The following is a 16,624-nucleotide window of genomic DNA, read 5'->3' on the forward strand; positions in this document are numbered from 1 at the left end:
GGACGGACTTAGCCGACCGATTAAGCCCTTCTACTTAGCCCTTGCTTAAGCTTTTTTAACCAAAAAAGCCTTCGGCCACCTCAAGCCGCGGGACGCGGCCACCGATAAAGGTGGTTGAAACCGTTCCGTCTTTGGCACGCGGCTACCACCAATGCGACCAACGACGAAGCGCCCCCCCGAAAGACCGACTCATTTTCAAGAAACACAGCACCATGTCCAAGGTTCACAAAAACACCGATATTCTCCTCGAAGCCGGCACCAACGAAGTCGAGGTTTTCGAATTCAACCTCGGCGGACACCACTACGGCGTAAATGTCGCCAAGGTGAACCAGATCATCCAGCGCGACCAGGTGAAGATCACCCGGACGGACTGCCCGCCGCACGGCGTGCTTGGCACCATCACTTTTCGCGGCAAGCCCACCATGACGCTGGACCTGCGCTCCGTGCTGGGCATCTACGGCGAGGAGCCCGATCCTAGCCGCGCCCTCATGCTCGTCACCCAGTTCAACGATCAAGTGGTGGCCTTCGCCATCGACGGAGCCGAGCGCATCCATCGCGTCTCCTGGGAGAAGTTCGAACCGATCAGCTCCAATTTCGCCCAGGAGAATCCATACGTCAACGGCATCATCCGCCTCGACGATCGCCTGGTGCTCATCCTCGACCTGGAGTACATCCTCACCCTGATCAACCCGCGCCTGGGCATGACGGTGGACACCCAGAAGCTCCAGAAGATCGAAGAGGAGTTCAAGCCGCGGGACCACATCAAGATCCTCTTCGCGGAAGATTCGGCCATGATCCGCAAGATGGTGCACGGCCAGCTGATGGACGTGGGCTTCACCAATGTGGACCTCGCCACCAACGGATCCGAAGCCTTGGATAAGGTCCGCCGAGCCAAGGAGGAATCCGACGCCTCCGGCACCCCCTTTTCGGAATACTACGATCTGATCCTCACCGACATCGAAATGCCAGTGATGGACGGGCTGACCTTTTGCAAACGGGTGAAGCAGGAATTGGCTCTCGAGACGCCGGTCATCGTTTTCTCCTCGCTGATCAACGATCAGATGATCGCCAAATGCAAAGCGGTCGGAGCCAACGGCTGGGGCACCAAGCCCAAGGTCAACCTGATCGTGAACATCATCGACCGCCTCATCGTGCAAGGTGAATCCCAGATCGGAGACCTTCTCGACTAGCCCCGCTTTCCCGCAACGCTTTCACACTCAAAAAAGCGCCCTCCTTTTTCCAAAGGAGGGCGTCCGCGTTTATGAAAGTGAGGCTTTGGGTCACGGCCTTGGAGCCGCGGCCAAGCGAAACTAGGAGTCAGCCGGGGCAAAACCCGCGATGCTCAGGCGAAGCTCGACCTCGTCGGACACCTTTTCCTCGTTCTCGCCCGCGTTCACGCCAAAGTCGCTGCGCGAAACGGAAAACTCGGAACGCACCACTACGATGTCGCCCTCCTGCCCCTGACGCTGCTGCATCATGCCAGGCAGATAAGTCAGCGAAACCGGTACCGCCATCTCCTTGGACTTGCCCTTGATGGTCATCGTCCCATGCGCGGTAGCGGAGACCTTGTCGCCATCCTTTTTCACATCGGAAAGCGAGGCCAGCTCGAAGGTGATCTCTGGATACTGGCTCTGGTCGAGCCACTTGCCACCCATCATGTGCTCCTTCATCTTGCCGTTCGGCACGCTGAGGGAATCCACCGCCACCACGATCTTGCCGGTCGTGGACTTGGGCGAAGACGGGTCGTAGGCGAGCGTTCCGGAAATACCCGTCGCCGTGCCGTTGATGGACTCCAGCGGTGCATCGAGCAGGAAGACGATGTTGTTGACGCCTTTGGGATCGCTCAGGTCGAACTCCATGGCGTTGAGAAGTGGCAATGCCGCCAGAGTGGCGCCCGCCGCGAGGCTCTTGATGATTCGTTTCATAGTCTTGGTATTGGATCAGGTTAAGTGTTGCGCAAAGTCCGTTCGATGCGACGCTCCCAGAGAGCCGCCGCGAGTATCGCCAGCGCGAAAATCATGAAGCCTCCCGCCAAGGTCTCGATGCCCGGCAGGAAGGCGGGCACCCGCTCCTCGTAAGCGATGCCGAGGATCTCGTCCATCTTCTCGATTGTGTAGTACTCTCGATAAAATCCGATCTGCCCACCGCCATACAGCCACAAAAGCATGCTGGCCCAGAGGGCGAAGACTCCTAGGTTTCTCACGATGCTTGGCTTTCCGATCATCCCGCGATGGCCCTCTCCGAGAGGACTCGAGTGAGAAACGACGCAAGCCCGCCAGCGCATGCGCCGCTAGCGGAAACAAATTACGACTTGAAGCTGCCCGACGCTGCGTTAAGTCAAACACCCCGAAAAAAACCGCCGCTACCGCCCACCCATTCCCCGCAGCAACACTTTCAAACGCACTTCATAACTCTCAATTCGTAATCCATACTTCAAAACAATGAGCGCGCAAAACATCGAAAAACACGAGTTCAAGGCCGAGATCAAACAGCTGCTGGATATCGTCATCCACAGCCTCTACACCGAAAAGGAGATCTTCATCCGCGAGCTGATTTCCAACGCATCCGACGCTTTGGAAAAGCTGCGCCACCTGCAGATCACCGAAAAGGACATCCACGACGACAATCTCGACCTCGAGATCAACATCACCACCGACGACAAGGCCAACACCATCACCATCCAGGACTTCGGTATCGGCCTCACCCGCGACGAGCTGGTGGAAAACCTGGGCACCATCGCCCATTCCGGCTCCAAGCAGTTCCTCGAAGCCCTCAAGGCGGGCGGCGAGAAAAACGCCGACCTCATCGGCCAGTTCGGCGTAGGCTTCTACTCCGCCTTCATGGTGGCCAAGGACGTCAAGGTCTACACCCACTCCTGGAAAAAGGACGAACCGGGCCACCTCTGGACCAGCGACGGTGTCGGCGCCTACGAAATCGAGGAAGTCGAAGGCCAGCGCCGCGGCGCCAAGATCGTCATCTCCCTCGCAGACGACTACAAGCAGTACGCCAAGGGCGATACCGTGAAGGAGATCATCAAGCGCTACTCCTCCTTCGTCCAGTTCCCCATCAACCTCAACGGCGAGAAGGTCAACACCATCGACGCCATCTGGCTGCGCTCCAAGTCCGAGATCAAGGACGAGGAATACACCGAGTTCTACAAGTTCCAGGCCAACGCCTTCGACGAGCCGCACTACCGTCTGCATTTCTCCGCCGACGCTCCGCTCGACATCAAGGCCCTGCTCTTCACCCCGAAGACCAATCCGGAAAAAATGGGCTTCGGCCGCATCGACCCGGGCGTGGCCCTGCACTGCCGCAAGGTTCTCATCGACGCCAAGCCCGACGAGCTGCTGCCCGAGTGGCTGCGCTACCTCAAGGGCGTCATCGATTCCGCCGACCTGCCGCTCAACATTTCCCGCGAAACCATGCAGGACAACGGCCTGACCGGAAAAATCAGCCGCGTCATCACCAAGCGCTACCTCAAGTTCCTCAAGGAGGAAGCCAAGAAGCGCCCCGAGCAATACGCTGAATTCTTCAAGAACTTCGGCATCTACCTGAAGGAAGGCGTCGCCACCGACTTCACCTACCGCGACGACCTCGCCAAGCTGCTCTACTTCGAGTCCTCCGTCACCGAGAAGGGCAAGACAACCAGCCTCGCCGACTACGTCTCCCGCATGAAGGACGAGCAGAAGGAGATCTACTACATTCTCGGTCAAAACCGCGAGTCCATCGAGTCCGGACCCTACCTCGAAGGCTTCAAGTCCCGCGGTCTGGAAGTGCTCTTCCTCTACGAGCCTATCGACGAGTACGTCATGAACAACCTCGGCCAGTTCGAGGAAAAACAGCTCACCTCCGCCGACCAAGGCGACCTCAAGCTCGACGACGCCCCCAAGCCCGAAGGCGAAGCCCTTTCGGACGATGACGCCAAAGCTCTCTGCGAATGGCTCAAGACCGCCATCGGCGACCGCGTCAAAGAGGTCAAAGTCTCCAGCCGTCTGGTCAACAGCCCCGTCATGGCCCTCTCCCCCGACGCCATGTCCAGCCAGATGCGCCGCATGATGCGCCAGATGGGTCAGGACTCCAGCGCCATGCCGCTCGAGGTGCTCTTCGAGATCAACCCGCGCCACGCCCTTATCAAGAATCTGAATACGCAGCGCAGCGCCAACGAAGACCTCGCCAAGCTCGTGGCTCAGCAGGCTTTCGACAACGCCCTCGTCGCCGCCGGTCTGCTCGAAGACCCCAAGGACATGGTCACCCGCATGTACCAGATCCTCGAACAAGCCGCCACCAAGTAAACGGTGGCGCGAGGCGTCCCCGACTCGCGCTCTCCGCAGCTCAATTCAACCCAAAGCCCGGCCCGCTCAAGCGGCCGGGCTTTTTCGCATCCACCAAAACCCAAGGGCGACCTCCTACATTGACTTAAGTGGGCAAACTCCCACCCTAGATCCCGAAAATGAAGCACTTCTGGGCAATTCTATCGATACTGGTCGTGACCTGCTGCTTGCAGGCGAGCGCCTCGACAGACCCGTGCCCATGCGATTCAGAGACTTACGCGCTTCCGGCGGCCGAAGATTGCTCCGACTGCTGCGACTTGGAAACGGCCGCCGAGTGCTCCTGCTGCATCTCCGAGACGGAAACCACTGACCGTCCCTGCGCCCACTCCCCGTGGCGCGTGCAAAATCTCGACTCGAAGGCTCGAGAAATCGCGGCGAAGGTCTTCGCCCAGGCCCTACCCTTTCCTTTCGAAACACGGGGCCAAGCTCCCCCCGAGCTCAAGCGAAGTCCCCACCCTCGACAGCGCCTAGCGCTTCAACAGAGCTTGTTGCTCTGATCCCCCTGATTCGTCGTCGTCCGCCCATAATCGTTTGAGCGGACATTTCCCCGGCTACGGCTAGCCCCATGGCTATTACCAGTAGCCCTACGACCATCGCTGCGCAGCTGCAGCCTCTCCCTCATCGGCGCACGCGCCGAAAACGCACGAATCAATCATGTCGAAACCTTCGCTCGGCTTTCTCAAACGAGAGCCGCAACCAAACAAGCCCTCCAGAACGGGCGTCCGCCACAAACTGATAACCTGGGCCATACCCGCCGGCATCGCCATCGGGATCCTCATTTTGCTGGCCGCCCTCTTTGGCGAACAACTCCTCCCGGCACGCTCCGTTCAACTGGAAACAGTCGCGACTCTCACCGCTTCCGAACACTCGCCTGACTCCGAGCAGCGAACGCCCCAAACGAGCGAGCTCTCCTTCGATGGCCCCGTACTCTTTCAAGCCTCGGGTTGGATCGAAGCCTACCCGCAAGCCGTCAAAGCGACCGCTCTCATCTCGGGCGTGGTCGACAATGTCTTTGTATTGGAAGGCGAGCGCGTCGAAAAAGGAGATCCCATCGCCACGCTTATCGACGAAGACGCCCGTCTCGACCTGCAAACGGCCAAAGCCGCAGTCGATGCCGCCCAAGCCAGACTCGCCGCCAATCAGGATTCCCAACGATCGCTGGCTGCTCGCCAACGAAGCCTTCGCCACGAGCTGAACGCCGCCAAGGCCCAACTCACCTACCTCGAGGAACACGCTCGAAGTCGGAGTGAATTGGGTGACCGTTCTGTATCCGAACTCCAAATACTCGAAGCTCGCCAAATGGCCGAATCTCAAAAAGCGGCCGTCGCGGCGATCCAGGCCAAAATCGAAGAGGCCGAAGCCGAAGCCAGCCGGCTCGAAAAGATTTTCACTCAACACTCCGCCGAGCTCGCCGCCGCAGAAACAGAGTTGGCACGTCGCCAACTCGCCCTCGACCGCACGCGCATCGTAGCCCCCATCTCCGGGCGCGTATCAGAGCTGTTCGTGGTGCCGGGACAGCAAAGAATGCACGGTGCAGACGATCCGCACTCCGCCGACATCGCTCACCTCTATGACCCGGAGCAACTACAAGCCCGCATCGACGTCCCCCTCGCAGAGGCATCCGCCATCGCCATCGGCCAACCCGTGTACCTGCGCTCGAACTTTCTCCCCGACCAGAAATTTCGCGGCCAAGTCATCCGCATAGACGGCCGAGCCGACCTGCAGCGAAACACCCTTCAGGCAAAGGTTCGTCTTCTCGACATCGACGATCGACTGCGGCCCGACATGCTCTGCCGCGCCGAATTCCTCGCCGCGTCCACCACGAGCGACAGCCCCACCGGTAGCGCTGTCGCAGCTCAGACTCGCGCCCGCGTCTTCATCCCGGAGTCCGCCCTTATCGATCGATCCGGCGAGCAAGCCCACACTTGGGTCGTCGACGCCTCGGGAAAACATATCGAAAAACGTCGCTTGGAGCTGGGCGGCGAGCGACGCGAAAACTACCGCCTCGTAAAGGAAGGCCTGCGCCCCGGCGACCGCGTTGTGATCAGCCCCGCCGCCGATCTGCAGGAAGGACAACGGGTTCAACCGAGCTCAGCTGACTAAAACTGAAGAGGCTTCATAAGAAGACACCAAACAATGGATACAACCGCTTTCATACGCTGCCGCCAGCTCAGCAAGAGCTACCAAAAAGGCCCTAACACAGTCACGCCACTACAAGAGCTCGACCTCGACGTTCCCAGCGGTGAATTTCTCGCCCTGATGGGACCTTCCGGTTCCGGCAAGACCACCTTGCTCAACCTCATCGCTGGCATCGACCAACCGACTTCCGGCGAACTCATCGTAGATGGACGCAACCTCGGCTCCCTCTCCCGAGCGGAGCTCACCCGCTGGCGTTCCCAACATTGTGGATACATCTTCCAGCTCTACCATCTCGTGCCCATCCTAACTGCCTTCGAAAACGTCGAGCTCCCCTTGCTGCTAGACAAATCTCTTTCGCGGCGCGAGCGACACAACCGCGTCGCAGGAGCGCTCGATTTGGTAGGCATCGCCGATCGCGCCGACCATCGGCCGTCGGAACTTTCGGGAGGGCAAGAGCAGCGCGTCGCCATCGCCCGAGCCATTGTGGCAGACCCCGGCCTGCTCGTGGCGGACGAACCGACAGGTGACCTCGACAGCGTATCCGGTCGCCAGATACTCGACCTCCTGCAAAGTCTCGCCAGCGACCACGGCAAGACCATCGTCATGGTCACTCACGACGCCAAAGCCGCAGCCGCCGCAAGCCGCACTCTGCACCTCGAAAAAGGCCGACTCGAGGAGAATCTCGAAGCGCCAGAGACCCGATCCGTCTAATGCACACGCTACGAAAACTGAGCGGGCTGGCTCTGAAACAGCTAATGCGCAATCGACTCCGAAGCATCTTGACCGTGCTGGGCGTCGCCATCGGCATGTTCCTCTACGCTGCTGTCGAGACCATGCAAACCTCCCTGAAATCCGTCACTCAATCGAGCCCGGACGACAACACCTTGGTGGTCTACCGAGAAAACCGTTTCTGCCCCTCCACCTCTCGGCTTCCCGAACACTACCAAAGCGAAATCGAACGCATCGACGGCGTCGTCGAAGCCCTGCCTATCCAAATCGCCGTCAACAACTGCGGAGCCAGCCTGGACGTGATCACCTTTCGCGGCGTGCCCACGGATTCACTACAGGCGTACAACCCAGACATCGAAATAACCTCGGGCTCCTTCGAGGATTGGCAAAACCGCAGCGATGCCGCGCTCGTGGGACAACACTTCGCCCAGCGACGCGGCTTGCAGCCGGGCGACCAATTCGAGGCGGTCGGCGTCCGCGTCTGGGTGGCTGGGATCATCGAATCCCCCGAACCCCAAGACAACAACGTCGCCTATGTTCACCTGCCCTTTCTGCAACAAGCCTCCCGTGTCGGCTTGGGCATCGTCACCCAGTTCAATGTTCGCGTCGCGGACGCCGCAAATCTCCAAACGGTCGCCAACCAGATCGACGCTCTCTTCGCCGCCGACCAGGCTCCTACCGACACTCGTCCCGAAAAAGCCTTCTTCGCTCAAACCGCCAGCGAGCTGGTGGAGCTGGTGGGCTTCACACGTTGGCTGGGCCTAGGCGCCGTGCTCGCAGTGCTCGGACTCGTGGCCAACGCCCTGCTGCTGGCCGCCCGCTCTCGCGTCAAAGAGAGCGCCATCTTGCAGACGGTTGGCTTCTCTCGCGCATCGGTGGCCCAGGTGATGATTTGGGAAGGCGTTTTCCTCGGGCTCGCGGGCGGTGCCCTCGGCAGTTTTTCGGCCGCCCTCTTCTTCCGAGTCAAGAGCTTCACCCTTGGCAACGAAGGCCTCACCCTCGCCCTGAGCCCGCAGCTTCCGGTCATCCTGTCCGGACTGGCCGTCGCCGTCTCGCTTGGCTTGCTCGCCTCCCTTTGGCCCGCCTATGTCGCGGCCCGCAGGCCGATCGTCGACTCCCTACGCAGCGCCTAACCGCCAGAATTCCGATGCTTCCTTTCAGCTACGCTATACGAAATCTCCTAAGAGACCCGACGCGACTCCTGCAAAAGGTCCTGGGCGCCGCGTTGGTAGTCTTCCTCGTATTCGCCGCCGGCGCCTTCAACAGCGGCATGGAGCGCGTTCTCCAAGCCACTGGCTCCGCCCAAAACGTCATCCTTCTAGGAGCCGGTTCCGAGGAGAGCGTCGAACGCAGCGAAGTCGCCGTGCAGGCGGAAACGCTCGCCGCCGCGGGTATCCGAGGCATCGATACGCGAGCTGGCGTGCCCGCGGTGTCCGGAGAAGTTCACTACATGGGCAAGGTCATGCTCGCAAACGGAAACGAATCCCAAGCCCTCCTGCGCGGGGTCACCCCAACCGCTTTCGAAGTCCACCGTGAAGTTCGCGTCCTCGAAGGACGTTTTCCGGGACCAGGCGAACTGATCGTCGGACGCTTGGCCTATCGCACCCTCAAGACGGACGCGGAAGATTTGGCCATTGGGAAAAGCATCACGTTCGAAGGGCAGGAATTCGAGATCGTCGGCCACTTCGACGCGCCGGGCACCGTACTGGAGTCCGAGATCTGGCTCAATCGAAGCGACCTCATGACGCTGACCCAACGCGACAACCTCTCCTGCGTGGTCGTGCGCATGGAAGATCCGGAGAGCTTTGCCCGAGCGGATCTCTTCGCCCGCCAACGTCTCGACCTCGAACTCGTAGCCCTTCCCGAAACCGAGTACTACGGCAAGCTCGCCGAATTCTACGCGCCGATCCGGGGCATGACTTGGCTGACCGCCGTTCTCGTTGCCATCGGCGCCGCTCTCGGCGGCATGAACATGCTCTACGCTGCCTTCGCTTCCCGTATCCGAGAAATCGCGACACTACAGGCGATCGGCTACTCGCGCCTATCCATTTTCACCTCACTGCTTCAAGAGAGCCTGCTCGCTTCTCTCATCGGAACCCTGCTCGCCGCCTTCATGGCAGTGACGCTTCTTGAAGGCGTGACCATCAATTTCTCCATCGGAACCTTTCGCCTCCTGCTCACTCCCAATGTGATAGGCCTGGCCCTCGTTTCCGGCTTGCTCCTCGGCTCGCTCGGAGCGATCCCCCCAGCGCTCCGTTGCCTCCGAGCTCCACTCCCCAAGGCCCTGCGCTCCAGCTAATTTTTAGAATCTAGAAAAAACAAAACTCTAAACGTATCATGAAAAATAAACTACTCAGCAAAGCCCTGCTCATCGGCGGCATCACCCTTGCCGGTGTCATTGCAACCTCCTGTTCGTCAGAACCGGAATCATCAGCCTCCACCGAAAACGCCCCGCAGCTCCAGTCAGTCATTCTGGATACCGCTCCGAGCGGCGCCCTCAGCGTGGAGGAAGCGCGCCAAAAGGCCGTGCCCGGCCAGCCCATCGTGGTCACCGGCCAAATCGGGGCGGCGCACGATCCTTTCTCCAAGAGCTACGCCTCCTTCATTCTCGGCGACAAGGGCCTTGACTACTGCAACGAGCGTCCCGGCGACAACTGCGGAAGCCCTTGGGACGCCTGTTGCGAACCCAAGGAAAAGATAGCGGCCATGCGTGCCAGCGTGCAAGTCCTAGCAGATGGCGAACCTGTCGCCCAGTCCCTAAAAGGCGTCGGAGGCCTCACCGAGCTGGACGAGGTAGTGATCGCCGGCGTCGTCGATCCCGCGTCCACTCCGCAAAACCTCATCATCAACGCCTCCGGCATCTACCGTGCCGCCAACTGAGCGTTTCAAAGCCTCTTTTCGCTTCAAGTAACCTGCTATTGCCGTAATCCCGGCAATAGCAAGTCACTCACCTCCCCACCTCAAAAATCTCCAATCCGTAATCTTCAATTAAACACCCAACTCCTTACCCGGGTGTATCCACTCATCTCGATACGAACGCGCTAACCTCCCCGTTGCCTCTACATCTCCCTTCACGCTCCGCGTCTTCGCGTCATAAGCCAAAGGCCGCCCCAGATCCAACGACAGATTCCCTAACACGCAGCACGCCGACGAGATATGCCCCTGCTCGATATCCGCGATCGGAAGTCGCGATCCCCGTTCCTCCCGAGCGCCCAGAAAATCCAGCACGTGCTGATTCTCAACTTCCTGATATGCGGGCATCGTCGCTCCAAAATCCACGTTTTCCAAATCCCCCGTCTGCGACAGCATATGAACCCCTTCCGTCGGGCCGCCATCCGCTGGCTCGAACACGTATTCGAACATCGTCACCGTCAGGGTCCCTCCGCTTCCCATAAACCGAGCGCCCCACTGATCGCTCCAATGCCTTTCAGGGATCGGTGACTTGCCCCACATGCGATGCTCCCAGCTGACGTTGAGATCTGGATACTGAAGGACGCAATTCATGGTATCGGGCACGTTCGAAAACGAATCCTCGTGATACCGCAAGCCGGTCGCGCTCACTGACTCCGGCCAACCGAGTCCCAACAGCCACCGCACCTTGTCGATGGTGTGCACCCCGAGGTTTCCGATGACTCCATTGCCGTACTCCATGAACGCTCGCCAGCCGCGATCCTCCATGATCGCCTTGTACGGCAGCTTCGGCGCTGGCCCCGCCCAAAGCTCGTAGTTCAAATGCTCCGGAACCTCCGCATCCGGGATCGAACCCGGTCGCCAACCTTCCAGCCCTAGATAGCTGAAGCACTCCACCAATCCGACCTTGCCCAAACGACCGCCTTGCAAGAACTCCTCCGCCATCCTGACATAGAACGGATTGCTGCGTCGCTGCGTATTCACCTGAACGATACGGTTGTACTCGCGAGCTGTCGCTAGCAGAGCCTCACCTTCCAGCACATCCACGCCAACCGGCTTTTCCAAATACACATCCGCCCCCGCCTTCATGGCATCGATCGCCGGCAGAGCATGCCAGTGATCCGGAGTGGCCACGATCACCACGTCGAGCGGCTCTGCCTCCAGCATCTTGCGATAGTCGGCAAACGCCAAGGGCGCATCCGACTGGTAGGCGCTGATCAGCTTCTTGGTTCGCTCCAGATGACGCGCATTCGGATCGCAAATCGAAACCACACGCACCTCCGCCACGCGGCAAAACGCCTCGTAGTTCACGCCACCAAACCAGCCGCAACCGATGATGCCAAGGCGCAGCGGCGGCTTGCTGGCCTCAGCGGAACGAAGCGTGGATCCAAACGACAAAGCCGCCCCACCGAGGGCGACGGAAGAAACGAACTGACGACGATTCATATCAGGACACGGGGTGAGGTATTTTTGCGCAGACGAGACTCGGACTAAAGCCTTGGTGAGCGAGACAAGCAAATACAATTCGCCCATCGCGCCGCTCGCCGAGATCCGGGCTCCTTAGGCCAGCGACGGTCGATCCGCAAGCGAGGTGGGACGGCGTGCGTCATGGCCGCTTCCGGTTTCTAGCGAGATTGTTCCAAGGCGAATCAGGCTCTGGCTCCCCTCGAGCCGCCGCTTCGCGCAACTTGTCCTTCTTGCTCTTGCGCTTTCCTTTCGTAGGCGCCTTTCCTTTCTTCGCTGAAACGGGCTCCCACACCTTAGGTTCGAACCCCTCCAGCCGCTCCCGCTGCACGCTCAGTCCATTTCGCTTCTCAATTAGTCGAAAATGAGCGTCCTCCTCCGCTGTCACGAAACTGATCGCCTCCCCCTCAGCGCCTGCCCGGCCAGTCCTTCCGATACGGTGCACATAGTCGGCTGGCGCTCGCGGCAGATCGTAGTTGACCACGCAGGGCAGTCCCACGATATCCAGGCCGCGCGCCGCTACATCCGTCGCCATCAAAATCTGGATACGCCCTTTTCGGAAACTCTCCAAGGCCTGCATGCGCTGCGTTTGATTCAGGTCGCCATGCAGGGCAAGCGAGCGGATTCCTCGCTTCTCCAGCTTGGCCGACACGTTGTCCGCGCGCCGTTTGCTCCCAACGAAAACGAGAACCCGCTCCCAGCCTTCCCGCTTCAACAACTCCCTCAGCAGCGCGGTGCGACTGTCCTTTTCCACCTCGATCGCTCGCTGCCGGATCCGAGCCACAGGTCGCGACTCCATCTCCATCTGAACCTTGGCTGGATCGCGCAACAGAGATTCCGCCAAACCGACCACTCCAGCGGGAAACGTGGCCGAAAACAGCAAGCTCTGCCGCGTCTCCGGCAACCGTTCCAATATCAGCCTGAGCTCATCGGCGAACCCCAACGCCAGCAGACGATCCGCCTCGTCCAAGATCAGCGTTTCCAGCTGGTCAAACGCCAAGTCGCCTCGTTCCGCCAGGTCGAGCACGCGCCCGGGCGTCGCCACCACGATCTCCACCCCACCTCGCGCCGCGGCGATTTGAGGTTCGTAGCCAACCCCTCCATAGATCACCGCCACGCGGGCTCGTGGCTCCTGAAAACGGCCGTAGCGTTGCAGAGCCTTGCCGACCTGCACCGCAAGCTCGCGCGTCGGTACCAGCGCTAGGCCCAGCATGCGACCCGGCAACGCCTCGCGTCCCGCCAAGCGCTGAAGCAAAGGCAGGCCAAAAGCCGCAGTCTTGCCCGAGCCGGTTTCAGCCGCCGCTAGCACGTCTCGACCTTGCAATGCCAAGGGAATCGCCGCCGATTGGATAGGCGTCGCCGCCTCGTAGCCAAGCTCCGCCACCGCGCGCTGCAGCGGCTCGATCAATCCTAGGGAAGAAAATGACATGCCCACACGCTCGCTCCGCCGCGGCATTTGGCCACTCATTTCCACCTCGATCGACCAATTAGCGACTTGAAACGGCCTGCCGACCGCCACGCGACGACGTAACTGCCCCCCCCCGCAGCGCCCTAGACCGAGCGAAAGCCTCCTACCCGTCGCTCAGCCACTGGAGCATCACGCATCGGGGCGTTTGAACACCGCCAGGACATCGATCGACACCAAGTCGTTGACCAGATGCATGCCCAGCCTCTCGAAAAGACTGCCCGAGCCGTAGCGCGCTCCCAGAGCGACGCGATCGAAGTCGAAGTTCGCCTGAAAGACGAAACCGTTATCGATCCGCTCCACCAAGGCTTCCATCACCAGCTCGAGCTCCTTGCCACGAGCTGTCAGCACGCCGCGAACCAGGTAGTTCGGCTGTCCATAAGTCCTGCTCTCCAGGACCTCGGCGCTTTTCAAAGTGAAACTCGCCAGCGGGTGTTCGCTCACATGGAAAAAGTCCGCATTTTGTAGGTGCTTGACCAATACGCTAGCCATATCGGAATCGGAGATATCCCGGCAGCTCAAGGTTCTCAAATCGACCGTGACTTTTCCGCCCACCGGTCTGTCCTTGTCGAGCTCGAGCGTGCCTTGCACCAGATCGACAGCCCCATCGTGCCGATTAGTCAAGTTTCGCCCGACCCAACCGACTTTGCTGTGTTCGTTATCTAGCTCCAGAACACCGCTAACCGGAGTTGGCGGTTTGGTTCCGCTGCCCTCGGTCTCCCTCCCATCCCCCTTCCAGCTGGCCAAACCTCCCTCCAGCAAGGCCAGGTCTTCGTAGCCGAGCGACTGCAAACGGGCGATGGCGGCTTCGTCCGCTCGATAGGATTCGCCTTCGCCGTACACCGCAATCGGGGTGGAGCGGTCCGGAAAGGCTTTTGGAAAGGACTCCAAAAACGAAATCTCGTAGACGCAGTGGTTGACGCTGCCCGGGATGCGACATTCGGCGAAGGCCTCTGCGGTTCGCACATCGACCAGCGGGCCATCTCGGCTTCCGATCGATTCACAGGTCAAACGTTTGAAGGAGTTCGGTTTAGGCAGCATGATGGATTCGCATTGGGTTCGGGTTGCTACGGACGAGACTCTTAGAACTACGATCGAAGCCGCCGTTTGTTGCCATTTTTCTAGATTACGGATCGAGCGATCCCTTTCGAGCTGGCTTTTTTACAATGCGGGTCTTCTGGCCTCGAAAAGAGTAGACCAATTGTAACCGTTTTTCACCTACAACATCGCTTCGACCTACAAGTTGGTCGCGAGCAAAACGTAGGAGCTGACGGCATAGATAGCCAAGACTGCGGCGCTTTCGAATCCAATGTTTCCAATGCCTCGGCGCTGCCGGAAGAGCTGACCCATGATCAACACCCCGCTCATGAGCAGATTCGCGGCGATCCAAAAGCTCAACGTGGGCGTCATTGTATGATAGATGGACCCGGGCCGGTAGGCCACATCCGAAAAGGCCGCGAAGAGCGTGTCATACGCGTTTCCGCCGATGATGCCGCTCACTGCCAAGGTCAAGGCTCCACGACGAACGGCGGCGATCGAAGTGACGAGTTCCGGCAGCGATGTGGCCACGGAGGTGAACAGGGCGCCCATCACTGCCTCGTTCAAAGGCGAATTGTCCACGATGACCGCCGCCGAACGCTGGAGAAGCCAGCCCGCGACGCCCAGCGCGAGGGCATAGGTGGAAAACCGAAACAGCAGCCTGCCGAGACTCATTCGCTGGTTGCGCTCCTCCGGGACGTCGGTTCGCGTCTCGGAGGTTTCCTTCGGCTTCCACATGGGCGTCTTGCGGGACTTCCGCACCAAATACATCCCATAGGCATAAGTCGCGACCATCAGAGGCGTCGCCGGGTGCACCCCGAAAAACGACCATTCCGGCCCAAAGCTGGCCATCAGGACCATCGCCAAGACGCAAACCAGAAGAGCCCCTTGCAGCATGTTCTCTGGAGACGCCGCTGCATGCTCCAAGTTGGCCTTTCGATAACAGATGTCAGCAACCGCCAAAAAGGCCATTTGCGCCGCCATGCCCCCGAACGCATTGCTGAGCGCCAGCTCGGGCATGCCGTTCCACGCCGCGCTGACCGATAGCACGCTTCCGGAGAGAGACGTCACGGCTCCCAACAGAACGCCTCCGACGAGGGCCTCGCCTACTCCGGTCCGATCCGCGAGCTGATCCGCGATGTGGGTCAGGCGCGTGCCGAGCACGCCTATCACCAAGGTGCAAACTGCGAAAATCGCAACGTTTCCCCAAAGGCTGTTCTGAAACGCTGCGATTTCCATCATTTCATTTGCTTATCCGGGCGCGATCTTCAGAAACCGCTCCCCCTATCGATTCACTTCGATCGGGCATTAGCGTATCCACGGAATAGCTACCACCTGAAGACTGCAGCCACGCTCTTGCCGCCGGGGATCTTGTCTTCCGGAAGCACTACGGCGGACCCGTCCTTGAGCATGGTCTCGAGATAGATTCGATCCAGCGCCTCGAAGGCGTTCTCTTCATCCGCCTGCGCCGACCTCGGCTTCTCATCCTTCCCCATGCGGCACCAGATTTCCTCGTCGCACGATACGACAGCGGCGGATACGCGACCTTGCTTCGCAGCCTCGAAGACCTCTCTCACGTTGTTGGAGAACACGCCGTCTCGTTGACGCATCTCCTCGATCTGCCGGAGCACTTCGGACTTTCGCTTCTGCTGATTGTCCCAAGCGACCTTGCGGCAAATGCTCGCCACCGCCTCCGCATCGGGATGCGACTCGGCGTTTCGCACCGTGAAGACCTCACCACCTCTGTGATGATAGGTGTCTAGGAAACTGGATACAACACGAGTGTCGCCAATCACCACCATCGGCAGCTCCTTGGATTCCGGCAGCTCTCCAATGGCATGGGAAACCTCTCGCATGAACACCGGCTCGTTCAATTCACGCTGGTTCTTGTTGGCCTTCATCCCATGACCGACCAGATGAGGCGTATCCACTCCTCGCGCGCGTCGCACATGGGCCCGCTGTCCACTGTCGACCGCTCCATCTTCGGAAAATGCGTAAACGCTTTGCGGCAAATCGACCTCGCCCAGCAATCGAGCTCGCTCACCATCGAACTTATACAGCCGAGGAGACTTGAGGCTGATGTTCAGCGCCAGCCAATCGCCAAGAGCGGCAATGGCGTCCGCGGCCGGGCGCAAGCAAAACGAGTCGTCCAAGTCCGCCTTTTCCACCGGCGGGTAGGGCAGCTTGAGAAAACGCGTTACCCCATCCGAAATGTGAATACATACCCCGCTGTATTCCCCGCTCCACATCTCACGGGTATCGATCAGCGTCTTCAATTCCGCGAACAAGCGACGAATCTCGGCGGATCCATCCGAACGCTTGGCCATGCGATTCATGGCTCGACGCAGTCGATCGCGATGCACCTGCGAGTTCTTTCCTCCACCATCGCATTCAAGCGAGACTGTCAGGCAGGGGCCGATCTGCTGCTTCGCCTGCTCTAGGTAATCCTTCCCCTTCCTTCTAAGCTGCGTATTCATAATTCCAATTCCTTTCTATAAAATTTCCATTCCCGAAGGGATCCCGTGAGGCCTTCAACCATTGTGGGAAA

At 59.7% G+C, this 16,624-nt stretch carries 14 protein-coding genes; 7 read left to right on the forward strand and 7 right to left on the reverse strand.

The features are described 5' to 3' along the window. The first annotated feature begins 212 nt into the window (after window positions 1–212). Window positions 213–1,190, forward strand: a complete 978-nt coding sequence (locus tag QEH54_RS12405; RefSeq protein ID WP_309019000.1) for a chemotaxis protein — start codon at window positions 213–215, stop codon at window positions 1,188–1,190. 120 nt (window positions 1,191–1,310) lie between these two features. Here QEH54_RS12405 and QEH54_RS12410 read toward each other — a convergent pair whose 3' ends face one another. Next, window positions 1,311–1,925: a YceI family protein gene (locus QEH54_RS12410; RefSeq protein WP_309019001.1), complete on the reverse strand. Its 615-nt coding sequence runs from the start codon at window positions 1,923–1,925 to the stop codon at window positions 1,311–1,313. Between the two features lie 20 nt (window positions 1,926–1,945). Continuing rightward, on the reverse strand, window positions 1,946–2,203 hold the full coding sequence (locus tag QEH54_RS12415; RefSeq protein WP_309019002.1) for a hypothetical protein: 258 nt from the start codon (window positions 2,201–2,203) through the stop codon (window positions 1,946–1,948). Between the two features lie 238 nt (window positions 2,204–2,441). Here QEH54_RS12415 and htpG point away from each other — a divergent pair, with 238 nt between their 5' ends. From htpG to QEH54_RS12445, 6 genes are all read left to right on the forward strand, one after another. Further along, on the forward strand, window positions 2,442–4,292 hold the full coding sequence (gene htpG, locus QEH54_RS12420; protein WP_309019003.1) for a molecular chaperone HtpG: 1,851 nt from the start codon (window positions 2,442–2,444) through the stop codon (window positions 4,290–4,292). Between the two features lie 693 nt (window positions 4,293–4,985). Further along, window positions 4,986–6,434 carry an efflux RND transporter periplasmic adaptor subunit gene (locus QEH54_RS12425; RefSeq protein WP_309019004.1) on the forward strand — a complete coding sequence of 483 codons (1,449 nt, stop codon included), beginning with the start codon at window positions 4,986–4,988 and terminating at the stop codon, window positions 6,432–6,434. 33 nt (window positions 6,435–6,467) lie between these two features. Then, the gene (locus tag QEH54_RS12430; RefSeq protein WP_309019005.1) at window positions 6,468–7,181 is read left to right on the forward strand and encodes an ABC transporter ATP-binding protein; all 714 of its coding nucleotides are present in this window, start codon (window positions 6,468–6,470) and stop codon (window positions 7,179–7,181) included. Then, window positions 7,181–8,332 (forward strand): ABC transporter permease, encoded by a 1,152-nt coding sequence (locus QEH54_RS12435; protein WP_309019006.1) that lies wholly within the window; start codon window positions 7,181–7,183, stop codon window positions 8,330–8,332. The genes QEH54_RS12430 and QEH54_RS12435 overlap by 1 nt, the downstream gene beginning before the upstream one ends. Before the next feature lie 14 nt (window positions 8,333–8,346). Then, a complete protein-coding gene (locus QEH54_RS12440; protein WP_309019007.1) occupies window positions 8,347–9,498 on the forward strand; it encodes an ABC transporter permease in 1,152 nt (383 codons plus the stop codon). Between the two features lie 38 nt (window positions 9,499–9,536). Continuing rightward, window positions 9,537–10,079 carry a hypothetical protein gene (locus tag QEH54_RS12445; protein WP_309019008.1) on the forward strand — a complete coding sequence of 181 codons (543 nt, stop codon included), beginning with the start codon at window positions 9,537–9,539 and terminating at the stop codon, window positions 10,077–10,079. Window positions 10,080–10,187: 108 nt separating this feature from the next. Here QEH54_RS12445 and QEH54_RS12450 read toward each other — a convergent pair whose 3' ends face one another. The 5 genes from QEH54_RS12450 to QEH54_RS12470 form a co-directional block, all read right to left on the reverse strand. After that, window positions 10,188–11,555: a Gfo/Idh/MocA family oxidoreductase gene (locus QEH54_RS12450; RefSeq protein ID WP_309019009.1), complete on the reverse strand. Its 1,368-nt coding sequence runs from the start codon at window positions 11,553–11,555 to the stop codon at window positions 10,188–10,190. A gap of 160 nt (window positions 11,556–11,715) precedes the next feature. Continuing rightward, on the reverse strand, window positions 11,716–13,002 hold the full coding sequence (locus QEH54_RS12455) for a DEAD/DEAH box helicase (protein ID WP_309019010.1): 1,287 nt from the start codon (window positions 13,000–13,002) through the stop codon (window positions 11,716–11,718). A 168-nt stretch (window positions 13,003–13,170) separates the two neighbouring features. Continuing rightward, on the reverse strand, window positions 13,171–14,079 hold the full coding sequence (locus tag QEH54_RS12460; protein ID WP_309019011.1) for a YceI family protein: 909 nt from the start codon (window positions 14,077–14,079) through the stop codon (window positions 13,171–13,173). A gap of 195 nt (window positions 14,080–14,274) precedes the next feature. Next, window positions 14,275–15,318 carry a hypothetical protein gene (locus tag QEH54_RS12465; protein WP_309019012.1) on the reverse strand — a complete coding sequence of 348 codons (1,044 nt, stop codon included), beginning with the start codon at window positions 15,316–15,318 and terminating at the stop codon, window positions 14,275–14,277. 86 nt (window positions 15,319–15,404) lie between these two features. After that, window positions 15,405–16,553, reverse strand: a complete 1,149-nt coding sequence (locus QEH54_RS12470; protein WP_309019013.1) for a hypothetical protein — start codon at window positions 16,551–16,553, stop codon at window positions 15,405–15,407. Window positions 16,554–16,624: the final 71 nt, after the last annotated feature.

Source organism: Pelagicoccus sp. SDUM812003 (assembly GCF_031127815.1).
Lineage (GTDB): Bacteria > Verrucomicrobiota > Verrucomicrobiia > Opitutales > Opitutaceae > Pelagicoccus.